This is a genomic window from Cryptocyanus atlanticus LEGE 06306 (assembly GCF_056633155.1).
This window is the reverse complement of the sequence record NZ_JBSJOZ010000002.1, coordinates 96,678-113,094: the sequence shown is the minus strand read 5'-3', so window position 1 is coordinate 113,094 and position 16,417 is coordinate 96,678. Positions and strand designations below refer to the sequence as shown.

13 protein-coding genes are annotated in these 16,417 nt (G+C 66.9%); 6 read left to right on the top strand and 7 right to left on the bottom strand.

Annotation, left to right across the window (positions count from 1 at the left end; genetic code table 11):
- Nucleotides 1–2 precede the first annotated feature (2 nt).
- From ACWJI7_RS03250 to ACWJI7_RS03230, 5 genes are all read left to right on the top strand, one after another.
- Entirely contained in the window at nucleotides 3–1,862 is a 1,860-nt protein-coding gene (locus ACWJI7_RS03250) for a transglutaminase TgpA family protein (RefSeq protein WP_479935332.1), read from the top strand.
- A gap of 28 nt (nucleotides 1,863–1,890) precedes the next feature.
- Entirely contained in the window at nucleotides 1,891–2,733 is an 843-nt protein-coding gene (locus tag ACWJI7_RS03245) for a pentapeptide repeat-containing protein (RefSeq protein WP_479935330.1), read from the top strand.
- 187 nt (nucleotides 2,734–2,920) lie between these two features.
- The gene (locus tag ACWJI7_RS03240) at nucleotides 2,921–3,613 is read left to right on the top strand and encodes a response regulator (protein ID WP_479935329.1); all 693 of its coding nucleotides are present in this window, start codon (nucleotides 2,921–2,923) and stop codon (nucleotides 3,611–3,613) included.
- Between the two features lie 4 nt (nucleotides 3,614–3,617).
- Complete coding sequence (locus ACWJI7_RS03235; protein ID WP_479935327.1) at nucleotides 3,618–5,009, top strand: sensor histidine kinase; 1,392 nt, start codon at nucleotides 3,618–3,620, stop codon at nucleotides 5,007–5,009.
- A 720-nt stretch (nucleotides 5,010–5,729) separates the two neighbouring features.
- On the top strand, nucleotides 5,730–8,132 hold the full coding sequence (locus ACWJI7_RS03230) for a T3SS effector HopA1 family protein (RefSeq protein WP_479935325.1): 2,403 nt from the start codon (nucleotides 5,730–5,732) through the stop codon (nucleotides 8,130–8,132).
- A 96-nt stretch (nucleotides 8,133–8,228) separates the two neighbouring features.
- Here ACWJI7_RS03230 and ACWJI7_RS03225 read toward each other — a convergent pair whose 3' ends face one another.
- From ACWJI7_RS03225 to ACWJI7_RS03200, 6 genes are all read right to left on the bottom strand, one after another.
- Nucleotides 8,229–10,451 (bottom strand): type II secretion system protein GspD, encoded by a 2,223-nt coding sequence (locus ACWJI7_RS03225; protein WP_479935323.1) that lies wholly within the window; start codon nucleotides 10,449–10,451, stop codon nucleotides 8,229–8,231.
- A gap of 19 nt (nucleotides 10,452–10,470) precedes the next feature.
- Entirely contained in the window at nucleotides 10,471–11,229 is a 759-nt protein-coding gene (locus ACWJI7_RS03220) for a hypothetical protein (protein ID WP_479935321.1), read from the bottom strand.
- Nucleotides 11,226–11,939, bottom strand: a complete 714-nt coding sequence (locus ACWJI7_RS03215) for a PilN domain-containing protein (protein ID WP_479935319.1) — start codon at nucleotides 11,937–11,939, stop codon at nucleotides 11,226–11,228. Before ACWJI7_RS03215 ends, ACWJI7_RS03220 begins: the two co-directional genes overlap by 4 nt.
- The gene (locus tag ACWJI7_RS03210; RefSeq protein ID WP_479935317.1) at nucleotides 11,936–12,835 is read right to left on the bottom strand and encodes a type IV pilus biogenesis protein PilM; all 900 of its coding nucleotides are present in this window, start codon (nucleotides 12,833–12,835) and stop codon (nucleotides 11,936–11,938) included. Before ACWJI7_RS03210 ends, ACWJI7_RS03215 begins: the two co-directional genes overlap by 4 nt.
- 151 nt (nucleotides 12,836–12,986) lie before the next feature.
- On the bottom strand, nucleotides 12,987–14,156 hold the full coding sequence (locus ACWJI7_RS03205) for a quinone-dependent dihydroorotate dehydrogenase (protein ID WP_479935315.1): 1,170 nt from the start codon (nucleotides 14,154–14,156) through the stop codon (nucleotides 12,987–12,989).
- Nucleotides 14,153–14,944: a ribonuclease H family protein gene (locus tag ACWJI7_RS03200; protein WP_479935313.1), complete on the bottom strand. Its 792-nt coding sequence runs from the start codon at nucleotides 14,942–14,944 to the stop codon at nucleotides 14,153–14,155. Before ACWJI7_RS03200 ends, ACWJI7_RS03205 begins: the two co-directional genes overlap by 4 nt.
- Nucleotides 14,945–15,027: 83 nt before the next feature.
- Here ACWJI7_RS03200 and ACWJI7_RS03195 point away from each other — a divergent pair, with 83 nt between their 5' ends.
- On the top strand, nucleotides 15,028–15,705 hold the full coding sequence (locus ACWJI7_RS03195) for a DUF3747 domain-containing protein (protein ID WP_479935311.1): 678 nt from the start codon (nucleotides 15,028–15,030) through the stop codon (nucleotides 15,703–15,705).
- Nucleotides 15,706–15,962: 257 nt separating this feature from the next.
- Here the strand turns inward: ACWJI7_RS03195 and rplL are convergent, their stop codons facing one another.
- Nucleotides 15,963–16,346 carry a 50S ribosomal protein L7/L12 gene (gene rplL, locus ACWJI7_RS03190; protein ID WP_479935310.1) on the bottom strand — a complete coding sequence of 128 codons (384 nt, stop codon included), beginning with the start codon at nucleotides 16,344–16,346 and terminating at the stop codon, nucleotides 15,963–15,965.
- Nucleotides 16,347–16,417: the final 71 nt, after the last annotated feature.

Sequence of the window (16,417 nt, the reverse complement as noted above, 5' to 3'; positions counted from 1 at the left end):
CCATGGCCCGCCAGGTGTGCGGACTGCAGGGACTGGCCCTGGCCCTGCTGGCCCTGCAGTTGCCCGGCCTCGACATCGGGCTGCCCCTGAGCTGGGCGGTGATCGCCCTGGTGGCCCTGACCGGGCTGAAGCTGGGGGAGGGCCGCACGCGCCGGGAGCTGCGGCTCACCAGCCTGCTGGTGCTGATCCTCACGGGCGTGCTCTCGGCCCTGAGGCCGGGACTGGCCCCTGCCCTGCTGCAGGGGCTGGCCACCACCCTGGCCCTGGCCGGGCTGCTGACGCTTGAGCACGGCGTGGGGGTGCCGGCCCGGGAGGTGCTGGGCCGCAGCCTGCGGCTGCTGGGGGCGGCCCTGCCCCTGGTGCTGGTGCTGTTTCTGTTGGTGCCGCGCCTCGGTCCGTTCTGGGAGGTTCCCCTCGGCCAGACCGCGCGCACCGGCCTGAGCGATCGGCTGGACCCGGGCTCCATCGCCCGGCTGGTGGCCAGCGACGCCCCGGCGGCCCGGATCGACTTCGGCGATGGGCCCCCGCCCCCCCCCCAGGAGCGCTACTGGCGGGTGCTGGTGCTGGATCGCTTCGACGGGCGGCGCTGGGAGCGGACGGGGCCGCTCGACCGCCCCGCCCCGGCCACCGGCGTTCGCGCTCCCCGGCCCAGCGGGCCGCCGCCCCGCCGAGACCAACTCTGGCTGGCGGAACCCTCCCGCCTGCCGCTGCTCCCCTGGGGCGGCCGCGGGGACCCGCTCGATCCGGCCCTGACCATCGACGCGGCCGGTGAGCTGCGCAACGACCGGCCGCCGATCGAGCGGCGGGGCTACGGCCTCGGAGGCACCGAGCGGCCGGCCGCCTGGGCGTTCAGGCCGGCCGGGGCCGAGGCCCTGGCCGTTCCGGCTGGATCGAACCCCCGTCTGGAGGCCCTCGGGGCCGGCTGGGCAGCCACCGATCTCCCCCCCCGGCGGCGGCTGGAGGCGGCGGAGCGCTGGTTCCGGAGCCAGCCCTTCCGCTACACCCTCCTGCCCGGCCCCCTGCCTGCCGAGGCCGGGTTCGACTGGTTCCTGTTCGAGTCGCGGGCGGGGTTCTGCGAGCACTACGCCGGCGCCTTCACGGCCCTGATGCGGGCGGCGGGTCTGCCGGCCCGGGTGGTGGTGGGCTACCAGGGGGGCCAGTGGGTCAGCCAGATCGGCGGAGGCGGCTACCTCGACCTGCGCCAGAGCGATGCCCATGCCTGGAGTGAGGTCTGGCTGCCGCTGGAAGGCTGGCGCCGGGTGGACCCCACCGCCTGGATCGCTCCGAGCCGGATCCGGCAGGGGCAGGCCGCCAGCCAGGGGCAGGCCCCCCGCGAGACCGGGTCCCTGGGCTGGCTGAACCAGCAGTGGCGGGGCCTCGACCTGCGCTGGACCGGCTGGGTTCTGGGCTTCGACCGCCGGGCCCAGGAGGCTCTGCTGGAGCGGCTGCTGGGGGAGCGGCGGGAGGTGCTGGGCCTGCTGGTGCTGGGGGGCGTGGGCCTGAGCCTGGCCCTGGTGCTGCCCCTGCTGCACTGGAGCCAGCGGCGCGAGGGCGGCGATCCCCTCCGCCGGGAGCTCGCCCAGTGCCTGCGGGGGCTGGACCGCCTCGGCCTCAGCCCCCGCCCCGGTGAGGATCTGGGGCGGTTCTACGCCCGGGCGGGGGAGTGCCGCCCGGAACTGCGGCCCGTGCTCAAGCCCCTGGCCGAGGCCTACCTGACCCTTCGCTTCGCCCCCCGCCAGCCCCCCCCGGCCCGTCGCCGGGCCCTCGCCTCACTCCGGGTGCTGCGCCGTCGCCTGGAGGCAACCCTGCAACGGTGTGCCCGGGCTGATCGAGGCTTCGACAGCGGGGCTGGTCCCCGGTAGAACAGCCGCAAGCGGTCCCCAACCACCCGTGTTCCAGCTCGCCCGCCACCATCCCCACCGGGCTCGCCCCAGGCGAGGTCTCCTCCTGGCCGGGGCCTGGGGCCTGGCCCTGCTCAGTGGGGCATCGACCTCGGCAGGCGCCAGCACGCTGCAGCCCCTGATCCAGCTGCTGGAGACGAAGCAGTGCAGCGGCTGCCAGCTCAGCGATGCGGATCTGGCCGGTGCCGACCTGCGGGACAGCGACCTGCGCGGCGCCCGGCTGGACCGGGCGAATCTGAGCCGGGCCCGGCTCGATGGCGCCCGGCTCGAGGGGGCCGATCTAAGCTTCACCAGCCTGCTCGGCGCCTCCCTGCGGGGCGCCGACCTGCGCGGAGCGCAGCTGAAGGGCACCGACCTGCGCCAGGCGGACCTCAGCGGCGCCCGCTTCGACCCCTCCGCGCTCTCGGGGACCCACTGGCAGGGCGCCACCGGCATCGATCCCGCCCAGCAGAGCTACGCGGAGCTCCACAACGCCGGTGTGGACGCGGCGCGGCAGGGGCGATTTCCAGATTCGGAGCGGTTCTTCGGCGAGGCCATCCGCAAGCAGCCCGACGCCGCCATCAGCTGGGTGGCGCGGGGGATCGCCCGCAGTGAGCAGGGCAAGACGGGGCTGGCGGCCCAGGATTTCGGCTACGCCGCCGGGCTCTACGAGCGGGGGGGAGAACCGGAGAACGCCGCCCAGCTGCGGGAGGCCTCCAGCCGCCTGCAGGCCAGTGCCACGGGGGCCAAGGGGGGAAACGGCATGGGCACCCAGTTGATGGGCGGCGCCATGGCGGTGTTCTCCTTCCTGGCACCGATCGCAGCCAAGGCCCTCATCCCGATGGCGCTGTGAACCCACCCGTGGCCGGCCGATCCCGGAGGCGCTGGGGTGGGCCGATGCTGAACCGTGGGGATTCAACCCCGAGGCGTGCGTTCGCTCCCGGCGCAGGGGGGAACATCAGCCCCTCCAAGCAAGGTAGCCTGGACCCCTTGGTGTGACGGCGGCCATGAATCCATTGGCAGACATGGACTAATCCAGCATGCGCATCTTAGTGGTGGAGGATGATTCCGGTATTTCCAGATTTATCCATCAAGGGCTCAGCGAAGCTGGCTATGCCATCGATCTGGCCTCCAATGGCCGTGAGGGGGTCGACTTTGCGATGGCCGCCGATTATGACGTGATCGTACTGGATGTCCTGCTGCCCGAGCTGGATGGATTGAGCGCCCTGAAGGAACTGCGGAAACAGGGATTACAGACGCCGGTGCTGCTGTTGACGGCACTGGACACGGTGCACGATCGCGTGCTGGGTCTGGATGCAGGGGCTGACGATTACCTGATCAAGCCATTTGATTTCACAGAACTGCTGGCTCGATTGCGGGCATTGCTGAGACGCCCCCCACTCCATACAGACGTGGTGCTCAAGGTGGGCAATCTGGAGATGGACACAGGCCAACGCAGCGTCAAGCGCGGGGATCGCCCCATTGATCTCAGTCCCCGTGAGTTTGCCCTTCTGGAGTACCTGATGCGCCATGCGGACCATGTGCTCAGTCGGACCCAGATTGCCCAGCATGTCTGGAGCTTTGACTTCTATGGAGATTTCAAGGTGATTGATGTGTATATCGGGTATCTCCGGCGAAAGATTGATCGGAAGGAGCCCTCTTCGCTGATCAAGACCGTGCGCGGTGTTGGATACTGCATCAAGCCAGACGACGACATTGCCCCTGGCGATTAGGCACATGACATACGTGAAGCCTTGGCAGAATCTGCGATTTCGCCTGGTTGCCTGGTACAGCCTGCTGGCAGGCCTGTCCATGCTTGCCTCCGACACGTTCATTTATTTTGAGTTCCGCCAGATCCTCTTGAGCCAGACCGACCGCTCCCTGTCCGTGAGTGCCATTCAGGCCCGAAAGAATCTGGATGATGAAGTTGACACCCTGGTATTTGATCCCCGCAAGGATGCACCGGTCTTAGCTGCGCTGCTCAACGAAGCTGGAGTTGAAATTTACCTGCTGGGGAGAGATGGATCCGTGAAAGAACGCTTTGGAGACTCACTCTCCCTGTCCAGACAACAGGATCTCAAGCCTGGTTTCCAGACTGTGGCCACGCGAGAGGGGCGCTGGCGGACCTTGACGAAAGAGGTTCTAGCTCCCGATGGCAGTCGATCCGGATGGCTGAAAGTCGCTCAGTCTTTGCAGTCCGTTGACGTCACCTTACGAAATCTGCTGCATCGCCACCTCCTGAAGATTCCCTTTCTGCTTGGCATGGTTGGGCTCGGCGGCCTGTTCCTAGCCAACAGGGCACTCAAGCCGATCGGGACAATCACGCGAACGACCGAACAGATCCGGGTCAGTGGCGATCTGACTCAACGGATTCACTATTCTGGCACAACAAATGATGAACTCGCACGGCTGGCCACTCTCTTTGATGAGATGCTCGACTCACTGGAGGACACCTTTGAATACGAAAGACGCTTCACAGCTGATGCTTCCCATGAACTCCGCACTCCCCTGACCGCCCTCAAAGGCCGTTTGCAAGTCACCCTGAGTCAACCCCGTAGCGCGGCGGCGTATGTGGAAACGCTGCAAACAATCGGGCAGGAAGTCGATCGCTTGATTCGCCTCAGCAGCGATCTGTTACTCCTCTCCCGGCTGGAGCAGAAACACGAGAATGGGCATCTGGAAAGGATTGATCTGAGTGATTTGCTGGAGGCGATCACCATGCAGATTCAACCCTTAGTCGATCTGCGGCACCTTGATTATTTCACCGATATTGAACCCGATCTCAAGATTCATGGAAGCCCGGATCATCTGATTCGGTTGTTTCTTAATCTTCTCGATAATGCCGTGAAACACACGCCCGCCCAGGGCAAGGTCACTCTGAGAGCGGTTGGTCAGCAGCACGATGTTCAAGTCACGGTCAGCAACACGGGAGCCGGAATCGCTCCAGACCATTTACCCCATTTGTTTGAACGCTTTTACCGCGTGGAGAAGTCGCGCTCCCGCAGCATGGGCGGCGCGGGCCTGGGCTTGGCCATCGCCCAGGAGATTGTGCACCGCCACCACGGGGCGATCTCCGTTGAAAGCCAGCCCGGACAGAGCACCACGTTCACCGTCAGCTTTCCCCGCTGAGACCCTCGGCCTGGCATGTCCCCGCAGGCGGGGTCCAGGCCCTGGCAGGGCTCTGTGCTGGCGGGCTCGGGTCCTGGAAGGGAACCGCGGACAGCCCAGCCAGCCGGCCCGATCGCACAACCCAACCGTAAGAGCATTCTTGCCAGCTTCGTACCGTTCTCTTACCAACCAGCTTTTACTCTTCCTGCAGTTCAGCCACCCGGGCTGAACCGATGGATCGAAGCGATGACCACCTGCGGCAGTCAATGCAGCATGGTGCCCCAATCACCGCTTCGATCCATCTTGACCCATGGTTTCTGGCCTGTGGCCAGCAAGGAGAATCACAGATGTCCAACGAATTCGCACGAGACAGCAAGCTGCTAGGACTGGATCTGCTTTCAGGGTCCGAGAGTTTCCTCAAGGATCTCAACCCCGAGGATGAATCATCGATCTCAGGGGGTAATCGCCGCCGCAGCCGCCGCAGCCGGATGAGCCGGATGAGCCGCCCTACCCGTCGCAGCCGCCGCAGCCGCCGGCGTGCTTTCGATTGAGCCCATGAACGGGGACCACCCGATCCCTGTTCAGCTCAGGGGCTGACCCCCCAACACCGGTTCGGACCTGTCGTGGTTTCGAGAAGGCCCTCCGGCCCTCTCGAAACCTTGGCGAAGGCTCGCCCGGAGTGCTCATCAGGACGTCTTGGAGGGTTGGACCGATGGACCATGACTGCGAACCAGGTTGACCATGCTTGTGCGCCTGGACGACACCACCATCCTGGATTATCTGGTTCAGCATGGCCGATGCCATGGCGAGGACACTCTTCTATCAGTCAAACCACTTCGGGGCAAAAATCACAACCTGCTGGTGAAATTAGCGACGGGAAAACCGACCAGCAACATCCCAACCAGCCTGCTGGTGAAGCAGCAGCCCCCTGATCGCACAGGGAATTCAAAATCTGATTTTCAACAAGAGTGGCGAATCCATACACTATTGAGCAACCATGAGGAATTGCGTTCCCTCCAGTCGCTGGTCTCCGCGTGGGTGGATTTTGATCCCGCCAACAGGATCCTGATCACAGCCTTCCTGGAGCACTACTCCGATCTAGGTGAGTTTTATCGAGATACCCATCAGTTCTCTACAACAATAGCTGCGGTTCTGGGGATCTCTCTCGCCACGCTTCACCAGGCCACTTTTCAACGGCAAGAGTACCGGCATGAATTAGATCCGGGAAAGGCTGGTCTTACCACAGATCACTACAACGTCCCAGATTTTCATGGAGAGCTGGAGAATCTGACCCCTGACCTGTTCAAGCGGATCTCTGTGGATGGCTTGATGTTCTACAAGCTGTACCAGCGCTCCGATCACTTGTCCCAGGCCATTGCCCAATTAGAAGCGGATTATGCACCCTGTTGTTTGATCCACAATGATTTGAAGTTCAACAATATCTTACTGCATCGGGATTGGCCACGCTGGCCAACCTCGCCCTTACCAGCTTCCCCGGCATCGCTTCACCTGCCGGACGGGCAGGGGATCATCCGCGTGATTGATTGGGAGCAATGGGCCTGGGGCGATCCAGCATTTGATGTGGGGGCTGTCGTTGCTGAATATCTGAGACTCTGGCTCCAGAGTCTCAGGCTGAGCCGGGATATTGATATCGCCGTGGCCCTACGGCTGGCCACCATACCCCTGGTCACCCTGCAACCCTCTCTGACGGAGTTCCTCCAGGCTTATCTCTCTCAGTTTCCTCGGATTGGAGTGAGGTTTCCTGATTTTGTGGACCGGGTCTTGCGCTTTGCCGGCCTAGGGCTGATTGAGGCCATTCAGGAACGATTGCATTACCGAGAGCCGTTTGGCAATCTGGAGATTGCCATGCTGCAGGTGGCTAAGTCCCTGTTGTGCCAACCTGAATCCGCCCGGATCACGGTGTTTGGATGCACAACATTCTCCTCCTGGGAGTTCCATCCCCACACCCAGATCACCGAGTCAATCGCTCCGATCCCGTCAACCCAGGGCCCGAACGAGCAACTGGCGAAGGCCTCCCCCCCCGGTTGGGTTGAACACTATTCCCGGGACAGTGCGCTGGCCGATCTGGTCAGAAATCTCCTGGTGGAGCCTCCACTGATCGAGCATCCGTCCTATCTCCCGCTCGATCTGACTCAACCATTGGGCGCTACTCCCTCTGGCAAGGATGAGCAACGTTACAGGTCCCTTTCGGAGGAACATCGGCAAGCTTACGTATTACGCCAGGTTAGAAATTACCTGTATGACATTTATTTCAGCGGTGAGCAGGAGAAGCGAACTTCTCCCCCTCCCCAGGACAGGGGCTCCAGGATCGATCCCGAAGGGACGATGCATTTCTTTGAGCAGATCCAGACGGCCAACAGTGGCACAGGTTTCCTGGATTCGGGCTGGGAGGTGATCCGAACGGAGGGCGATCGTGCTCATGTCGAAAAAGACGGTCTCCGACTCTGGGTCAATCCTTGCCTCGATGTAGCTCCGGTCACACCGCCAACAGCACAACACTTCGAAGGAGACCGGTTGCCGTCACTCCCAGTTGGCACTGCCGTGAGCCTGCGACTCCCGAATGCCTATCTGCTGGGGGAGTACTACATGGCGATTGGAAACGGGGGACAACCAGCGGCGGATCAGCCCTGCATGGACGTCTATTTCAATGTCAGCTCCAAGGGGGTGATTGTGTTGATGCACCTGCTCACCGAAGCCCTCAACCGCCTGGGTCATCCCTTCACTTTAAAAGCCCTGCATGAGCCCCTGAGCGATCGGCGATTTGACGCGACAATCCTCCACCTGGAGAGCCTCCACTACCCCGATCTTCATTCCGTCTTGCGGGACCATGCCGTCGAGCTGCAACCGTACCTGCGAGATCCGATTCCCCTGTTCACCGAGCCGCTTGCCCCCGGTATCGGAGTCGCCGAATCTCCGCACGATGAGATCAGTTTTGGCCTGGATCGCTGCCAGATTCTGGCCCAGGCACTCCTGGATTCCGGCCCTGACCCCGAATCACGGCACCGGAGCATCCGGCAACAGTTTGCCCAGAACAAGCTGAATTGGGAGCGTCCCCACCTCAATCCAGGATCAACCCGCCGCTATCCAGCACTGGGTCGAACTGTGCTCCATCCAAACGGCTGAGAACAGGATCCACTGGCTCAGAGCACGATCCATGCCCTGAGGGGGCTGACCGGTTCGCAGCCGGCTCAAGCCTGACATCTCAGCGGGCCGTGCCGCTCACTGGGGGGCCGAGAAGAACTGACGGGCGTCCTGGCTGGAGGGCTGGTAGCCATAGCCGAACAGGCCGCCTTCGTCGTCGTTGATGATCCTCGGGGTGACCATGATCACCAGCTCACGCTTCTGGCGGGAGTTCGTTGACCCCCGAAAGAACTGGCCCACCAGGGGCAGGTCGCCCAGGATCGGCCATTTCGAGACCTCCGCCACATCGAAGTCGGAAATCACACCCGTGAGGATCAGGGTCTGTCCGTCGCGTACCCGCAGCGCTCCCGTATCGAGCCGGCGCACGCTCAAGATGCTGATCTCCGACGTGCAGGTGGGGGGGCCCGGGATCGTGTCGGTCACGGCAGACACACTGGGGGAGAGGGAAAAGGTGACGAACCCGTTGTCGTCGATCTTCTCGATCCGGGCGCCGAGCACCAGGCCGGCGGTGGAGAGCTCCAGCTCGCACTGGGTGCCGCCGTTCTCCTGCTGGGTCACATCCACGTTGGTGACCACGTTGGTGCCGACCCGGACAGCGGCCTCGTTGGCCCGACGGCGGCCGATCGGTGAATCGATCGTGTAGGCATCGAGCCCCTGGTTGGAATCTCCATTGCCGCTGCCGTTACCGCCGCCGGAGGTTTCACGCAGCAGGGAGGGATTCTCCTGGAGGATCAGCGTGGGACTGGCCAGCAGCTTGGTGTTGCGCGACTGGATCTGGGCTCGCACGAAATCAAAGAAATTATCCCTGGGATACTGGAGGCCAGGATTCAGACCCGGAGCGAGCAGGCCCTGGGACTGAAGGGCGAATTCGGCAGCCGTGGGGGGAAGGTTGCGTCCAAACGCCCCGAGGAGCTGGCCCGCATCGTTGACAATGAAATTGTTCCCCCAGCGGAAGGCGAAACTGTTGGCAATCTCCTGATCATTCTCCAGGTTGACATCAAGAAGACGCACGGCCAGGGCCACCTGGCGCTGGCGCAGATCGAGCTGTTTCAGATAGGCTTCAGCCACCGACACCAGCGGCGGTTCCCCCACCAGGGTGATCGTGCCCAGCCGTGAGTCGGTGGTGCCGATCAGCCCCAGCAGGGGACCCTGGCTGGCGCCGAAGGAATTGATCTGGGTGGTGGTGGCCGTGGTGGCGGTGGAGGCCGCCGTGTTGTTGGCCGGAGTGCCGGTGGAGGTCACCTCCTGGGAGGTGGAGGTGGTGGTGAAGGTCTTGTTGATCGTGGCGCCGAGGCTGGCCAGGTAATCGGCGGCGGAACTGGCCGAGACCTGGTTCAACCGGTAGACCTTCGAGAGCTGGGTGCCGAAGGTTTTACTGAGCACGGTGGGGCCGGCCACGATCATGTTGCCTTCCAACTTGCCCTGCAGTCCTGCGGCCAGCAGCACGGCATTGATCGCCCGGGCGTAGCTCTCGCCCCGGAAGGCGATCGACACCGGCGGAGCCCCCTGGGGCAGCTGGCCGGCCGCGCCGGGGACGGGGTCCGCATCGACATAGACGAAGCCGTAGCCACCCAGCTGGGCGAGGGCCATCAGGGCGTCCCGGGGCGGGGCGTTGCGCAGGGTCATGGTCACCTGCGGCCCGCTGACGTTCACGAAGCTGCGGTTGCGCAGCACCATGCTTCCCACGGCCATGTCCCCGACCGGCGGAGCCGAGGCACGGGGCCTCAGGGGAGGGGCATAGGCGCTCTGGGGCACCCGGCCGGGGGTGTTCAGGTCCAGGCGTCCGCTCTGGAGCGAGACCTGGGCCGAGGCCGGGAAGGTCAGGATCAGATTGCGGCCGTCGGCACTCACCACCGGCCGGGGTACACGGCCTTCTGCCGAAGAGACCTGAAGGAAGAAGCTGGTGCCAGTCCCTTCCAGGCTGATGCGCTGCAGGCCGGCCTCCGGCAGGCTGATCCGCTGGGGTCCGAACCGGAGCACGGCCGGACGGGTGAGCGTCAGCTGCCCTTCCCAGCCACTGGAATTGGTGAACTGCTGCAATACGGGTCCGGGGCCGGTGCCCTCGATCACCAGCTCGACCGCATCGGGCAGGCGACGCGCCTTCAGCTGCACGGCAGCCGATCCGGCCGGGGGCTGGGTGGAGGCCCCCCCCTCCCGCCCCTCCCCCGCCGGCTCCGCCGTCACGGCGGCGGGCAGCCGGGGGGCGGCCAGGGCCGTGCCCACCGCCAACCACCAGGTCAGGGGCATCAGGGCGGCCACCGCCAGGGGAGGCCGGCGCAACCAGGGGACGATCCGGTTCATGTCGGGTGGGAGGGCGTGTCTACGGGGCGGGGGAGCTGGGCGGGGCGGCGGCGGCCGGTGGGGCCGGGTCAGGGGCCGATGGCTCGCCATAGAGAGCCAGGTTGAGCTTGAGCAGAACGCGGGGGATCGGCGCGGCAGGGGCTGGCTGGCCGGCGGCGGGCACCGGCTGGCCGGGGGTCTCGAGCTCGAGGTTCAGATCGCTCTGAGCCACAAGCAGGGACAATCGCTCCAGCCGGCGCAGGAAGGCCAGCAGGTTCGGATAGGTCCCCCTGGCGTTGAGCAGGACCGCGGTCTTGCTGAGTCCGGCGGCTTCCAGGGGATCCTGGGGCGGAGCCGGCTGGCCTTCGGCGGGCTGGCCCGGGGGCGGCGTGCCCGGGGGCGGGGCGGCCCCCGTGGCCGGAGCCACAGCTTCCAGCGGCTCGAACAGATCCAGCTGCACGCCGGTGGCCGTGGCCTCACGGTTCAACTGGGCGAGGAAGGTGTCGAGCTCGCCGCTGCCGGCGATCAGCTGGAGCAGGTCCCCCTGTTGCCGGTTCACACGCTCGAGCTCCTCGAGCTGGCGCAGCCGCTGGGCCCGCAGCAGCGGCAGTTGCTGCTCCAGCGCCCTGAGTTCATCGAGCTGCAGCTGATCGCGGCGCACCTGGGACCAGGGCTGGAGGACCCCCCCGACCAGGACGAGCGCGGCCACCAGCGCGCCGGCGGCGATCGGCACTCCGATCAGCAGACCGATACGGACGGTCTCGGAGCGGGGTTGGGCCCCTTCCTGCAGGTTGGTCATCGCAGCACCCCCTCGCTCCGGAGCCGTTCGAGCCGCAGCGCCATGCCCCCGGCCTCCAGCTGCCGCAGGAGCGTGAGCTGCTCCGACCAGGAGGGGGGCTCCCGGAAGGCCGCCCTCACGTCGAACTCCACCAGCCGCCGCCCGGGGCCCGGGGCCCGGTTGCCGGAGTCGGCCTCCGCGCGGATGGCGCGCACGAGCCTGACCGAGGCCGGATCCAGCAGCGGGGAGCTGCGCAGGCGCAGGACCAGGGCGTTGATCCGCTCGAACGCGCCGGGATCGCCGGTGCGCCCCTTCAGCTCCAGATCCTCCTGGGTGACCTGGGTGGCGGTGAGTTGCAGGGCCTGGGGGGTGCGCCCGACCAGGTCGGTCATCAGGGCGGACCCGGAGCGGACGGCCACCAGGCCGGCCGCCAGGGCATCGTTGGCGGCGCGGGCCGTATCGATCACCCTGGTGTCGCCCGCCAGCTGCTGGTTGAGCTGCTCGGCCTGGTCGCGCACCGGCGCCAGGCGAGCCAGCTCCTGGGCCATCAGGTGCTGCTGCAGGCGGAGCAGCAACGCGGCCCCCAGGGCCAGCACGGCCAGGCCGCCGCCGATGGCGGCACCGATCCACACCAGCCGTCGCGTGTTGAGGGGAGGGGCCGGCTCCGGGGGGAGACCCAGCTCCAGGCGCCGTTCGCGCAGCAGATCGACCGGGGGGAGAGAACCGCTCATCGGAGCGTCTCCACCTGGGCCAGCCCGCAGAGGCCGACCAGGGTGGGGCCGGCCACGGCCACGCTGTCAGGATCGCCCCCATCGGCCAGGGAGCCGGGATCGACCGCCAGCCAACCTTCGGCCAGGGGATCGAGCACCTCCACCCGCCAGTCCGGTCCGAGCGAGAGGGCCGGGGCGACCTCCGGCCGGACGACGCCCGGCCCGAAGGCGAGCACCCGCACCGAGCGCACCTGGGGATCGCGCCGGCGCCAGAAGGAGACGACCCGCTTCAGCTCATCGGCCAGATCCGCCACGGTGCCGGTCACTCCGCGGCCGTACTCGGGACAGCCCTCCTTGAGCAGGGTGAGGCGACCGCCGGCGGGCTGGACCTCCACCAGGGCCACGAGTTCGCTGGACTCGACCGCCTCCAGCAGGGGCGCCACCGCCCGCAGTTCACAGATCTGGGCCGCCTCCATCCGCTCGAGTTCGAGGCCGGCGATGTCAAAGACCTCGATCCAGGCCTGAACCAGTTGGTGGGGCGCGCTCACCAGCAGGGAGGTGAGCCCTGCGGCGGGCGAGCCGGGCAGCGGCACCAGCTGCAGATAGGCCTGGGAGAGGGCGTAGGGCAGACCCAGGTCGGGATCGATCTGCCGCAGCGCCTGCTCGGGCTCCTCGGGCCACTCCTCGAAGGGCCACTGCACCAGACGCCAGGCACAGGCGGCCGCGGGAAGGGCCACCTTGGCCACGGGACTGAGCAGACCCAGCTCGAGCAGCAGATCTCCGATCAGGTCGCCGAGGGCCGCCCGCTGGATGGGCAGACCCTCGACACAGACCCCGCGTGGGATCGGAACCGTCCGCAGCAGATCAGAGCGGACGGGGTGGCCGGGTCCGGGCCGGCCGTCCCCTGGACGAACCATCACGGTGATGGATCGATCCTCGAGCGCTAACAGGACCCTCGGCGGGAAGAGGCGGTTGATGAAGGGCTTCAGGCGCTCCTTCAGGCCACTGAGCGTCAAGCGTCGGGTCCAGAGGTGCGGGAATCGTATCCATCCTCAGGCCGTTGCGCTCTCATTGCCACGGAAGTCCACTGCCGACGGCCTCGCCGATCTGGCGGCAACCATGGCGATCCAGCTGCTGCTGCAGACCCTCGAGGATCTCCGGCACCAGGGCGGGGCCCTGATAGATCCAGCCGGTGTAGAGCTGAACCAGGGAGGCGCCGGCCGTGATTCTCTCCCAGGCCGACTGGGGAGAATCGATGCCCCCCACGCCGATCAGGGGCAGGGCTGGTCCCGCGGTGGCGCGCAGGCGCCGGATCACCTCCAGGGCCCGACCCCGCAGGGGGGCGCCGCTCAACCCCCCCGGCTCCTCGGCCAGAGTGAGTCCGCTGCCGGCCAGCCGCCGAGATTCCAGGCCGAATCGGTTCAGGCTCGTGTTGACCGCGATCACCCCGGCCAGCCCCTCCTCGTAGGCCAGACGGGCGATCGTGTCGATCGCCTCATCCTCAAGATCGGGAGCGATCTTGACCAGCAGCGGCGGACAGGCCGGCAAGCGCCGCAGGCGCTCCACCAGCCGCCGCAGTTGCACCGCATCCTGCAGCTCCCGGAGCCCGGGGGAGTTGGGGGAACTGACGTTGATGACGGCGTAATCCGCCAGCGGCGCCAGCAGCTCCAGCGAGGAGGCGTAGTCGTCGGGGGCGAGCTCCAGGGAGGTGATCCTGGATTTGCCCAGATTCAGGCCCAGCACCGCAGCCCGCTGGCCGGGCGGGGGGAGGCGCTGACGCTCCAGGGTGCGTTTCATCGCCAGGGCGCCGGCGTTGTTGAAACCCATGCGGTTGAGCGCCGCCCGCTCCTCGGCCAGACGGAACAGCCGTGGGCGCGGGTTCCCCGCCTGGGGGTGCCAGGTGACGGTGCCCAGTTCGGCGAACCCGAACCCGAACAGGGGCCAGATCGCCGCCGCGACCGCGTCCTTGTCGAATCCGGCGGCGAGACCGACCGGATTGGCGAACCGGCAGCCGAAGAGAGTCTGCTCCAGACGCAGGTCGCGGCGCTGCAACTCGGCGGCGAGCCCGCGCAGGCTGCCGGCCACCAGGGGCCAGTCCCGGCGCAGGGAGGCCTGACCCAGGGCGGTCAGGGTGAGACGGCTGAGCTGCTCGGCATCGGCCCCGTCATCGCGGGCGAGCAGGGGCCCCACCCAGCGCCGGTAGAGGGCGGCGCTGGCTGTCTCCCGCTCCGCTGTCATGGTGCCATCTCCGGCAGGAGTGCCGATCCTGCCGCCTCCCCCGGTCGGCCGCCGGCCGGCTCCGGGAGGCGTTCGAGCCGCCAGCGGCCGTCCTCAAGGCGATGGATCCGCCAGTCGCGCCAGGTCCAGCTGGCCGGCCGCTCCTGCAGGCGGGCGAGGGGGAGTTCCACGAGCTGGGCCAGTTCGGCCGCACTGAGCCCATAGGCGCCGGCGGCCAGACGATCGGCCAGCTCCAGGCGGGTGAGCAGGGCGACCAGGCCGGCCGGCGCCGGATCGGTGGTGGTGGCGGTGGGACCTGGCGAGCCTGGGGAGATCGCCCCCGGCGGCGCCCCGCCTCCGGGGGCCAGCAGGGGACGCCCTCCCCGGGCAAAGGCCACGGCAATCGCATCGCACCGCTCGTTGTCGGGGTCACCGCTGTGGCCGCGCACGTGCTCCAGGGCCAGGCCCGGAAGCCGGGAGCGATCCAGCGCCTCCCACAGATCGCGGTTGAGCACCGGGCCCCCGGAGGCGGTCCGCCAGCTGCGCCGCTTCCAGCCGGCCATCCATTTCTGGTAGCCATCGATCAGGTAGCGGCTGTCGGTGCGCAGGCGCAGGTCGGGATGGAGCGGCAGGTCCTTCAGGTGTTCCATCAGGGCCAGGGCTCCGGTCAGCTCCATGCGGTTGTTGGTGGTGTCGGCAGCGGCACCACCGAGTTCCCGCACCGATCCGTCCTCGAAACGGATCAGGCAGCCCCAGCCCCCGGGCCCCGGATTGCCGCTGCAGGCTCCGTCGCAGGTAGCCGCCACCACGCGCGACGGCTCAGCAGCCACTGGGCATCAGGGCAAAAGTTCGGTAGACATTGGTTCCGATTCCGGGCCGCGGAGACTTCCCCATGCAGCGAACCTACCTGGCCCTGGCAGGCCTTGGCCTGTCCGTGGCCAGCCTTCCCCTGATGGGTGCCCCCCTGGCACGGGCAGTGGGCGTGTTCGACAGTCAACCGCTCGACAGCGCCAACTTCGTGGTTCTGGGTCGGCCGATCGGGCAGTCCGACTGGTCGCTGGTGGTGCTGGAGCAACTCAAACCCCGGCCGCTGTGCTGGGAGAGCCGGGACGACGGCCTGATCGACGCGGCCCTCAACCGCTTCGACTTCACCGGAATCTGCAGCCGTTACATCGACAGCAACGGCTATTCCCTGCGGGTGGCCGATCAGGACCTGGCCAGCCGTTACCGGTTGCGCCTGCGCCAGGTGGGCGAGGAGTTGCAGTTGCAGGCCATGAGTCCGTTGGAAACCGCCACCCTGCTGGTGGGCCGCGGCACAGTGAGCCGACGGGACCGCGACGGCTTCGTGGCGATCAGCCTCGAACCGGACTGGCAGCTGAGCCGGCGGGTCTTCGGTGAGCAGACCCTCAGCCACGTCTATTTCGCCAACGCCACCCCCCTGGCCCAGTTGATCGCCCAGGCGGGTGGCGGCCAGCCGGGGGGCCTGGGGAACGGGGTCGTTGATGCGGCCGGGGGCGGAAAGCTCGGCTCGGGTCCGATCGCGCTGCAGGTGGTGCCCTTCCGGGAGTGACAGTCGAACCAGCGGCCCCACCCCCAACCGCTCCCCGGGATCCTCCCTTACCTTTCATTCGTGTGAGGAGTGCAGAACGCTCTTCCAGGGTCGAAACGAGGACAGACTCCCGGAATCGTTCCACCTCCGAACCCCCGCCTTCGGCGGGGGTTTTTTCTTGGGACCGGCCCAGGAAAAAGCCGGCCCCGAAGGGCCGGCGGGAGAGGGTCGGGATCGGAGGCCCCGGCAGGACGCTCCGGTTCGCCTTCAGCGCAGGCTCACTTGATGGAAACCTTACCGCCCACCTCTTCGATGGCCTTCTTGAGGGCCTCGGCCTCGTCCTTGGAGATGCCCTCCTTGACGGCCTTGGGGGCCGCTTCCACGAGGGCCTTGGCTTCGCCCAGGCCAAGGCCGGTGGCCTCGCGGACGGCCTTGAGCACCTTGATCTTCGAGGCGGCATCAAAGCCCTCGAGGATCAGATCGAATTCGGTCTGCTCTTCCACCGCCTCGGCGGCGGCGGCGGGAGCGGCGGCCATCACCACGCCGGCGGATGCGGCGGCGGAGACGCCGAAGGCCTCTTCGATCTGCTTGACGAGCTCGGAGGCCTCCAGCAGGGAGAGGGTCTTGAGCGAATCGAGAATGTCGTCGGTCTTGGTGGTCATGGTGGGTTGAGAATCAGCAACAGATCTGGGGGGTGGAAGGCGGTGCCGGGTGGAGGGGACAGCTGGGCGGT

Coding starts and splice junctions, on each gene's coding strand:
- ACWJI7_RS03250 (WP_479935332.1), top strand. CDS start 3: ATGGCCCGCCAGGTGTGCGGACTGCAGGGACTGGCCCTGGCCCTGCTG.
- ACWJI7_RS03240 (WP_479935329.1), top strand. CDS start 2,921: ATGCGCATCTTAGTGGTGGAGGATGATTCCGGTATTTCCAGATTTATC.
- ACWJI7_RS03235 (WP_479935327.1), top strand. CDS start 3,618: ATGACATACGTGAAGCCTTGGCAGAATCTGCGATTTCGCCTGGTTGCC.
- ACWJI7_RS03230 (WP_479935325.1), top strand. CDS start 5,730: ATGCTTGTGCGCCTGGACGACACCACCATCCTGGATTATCTGGTTCAG.
- ACWJI7_RS03225 (WP_479935323.1), bottom strand. CDS start 10,451: ATGAACCGGATCGTCCCCTGGTTGCGCCGGCCTCCCCTGGCGGTGGCC.
- ACWJI7_RS03220 (WP_479935321.1), bottom strand. CDS start 11,229: ATGACCAACCTGCAGGAAGGGGCCCAACCCCGCTCCGAGACCGTCCGT.
- ACWJI7_RS03215 (WP_479935319.1), bottom strand. CDS start 11,939: ATGAGCGGTTCTCTCCCCCCGGTCGATCTGCTGCGCGAACGGCGCCTG.
- ACWJI7_RS03210 (WP_479935317.1), bottom strand. CDS start 12,835: ATGGTTCGTCCAGGGGACGGCCGGCCCGGACCCGGCCACCCCGTCCGC.
- ACWJI7_RS03205 (WP_479935315.1), bottom strand. CDS start 14,156: ATGACAGCGGAGCGGGAGACAGCCAGCGCCGCCCTCTACCGGCGCTGG.
- ACWJI7_RS03195 (WP_479935311.1), top strand. CDS start 15,028: ATGCAGCGAACCTACCTGGCCCTGGCAGGCCTTGGCCTGTCCGTGGCC.
- rplL (WP_479935310.1), bottom strand. CDS start 16,346: ATGACCACCAAGACCGACGACATTCTCGATTCGCTCAAGACCCTCTCC.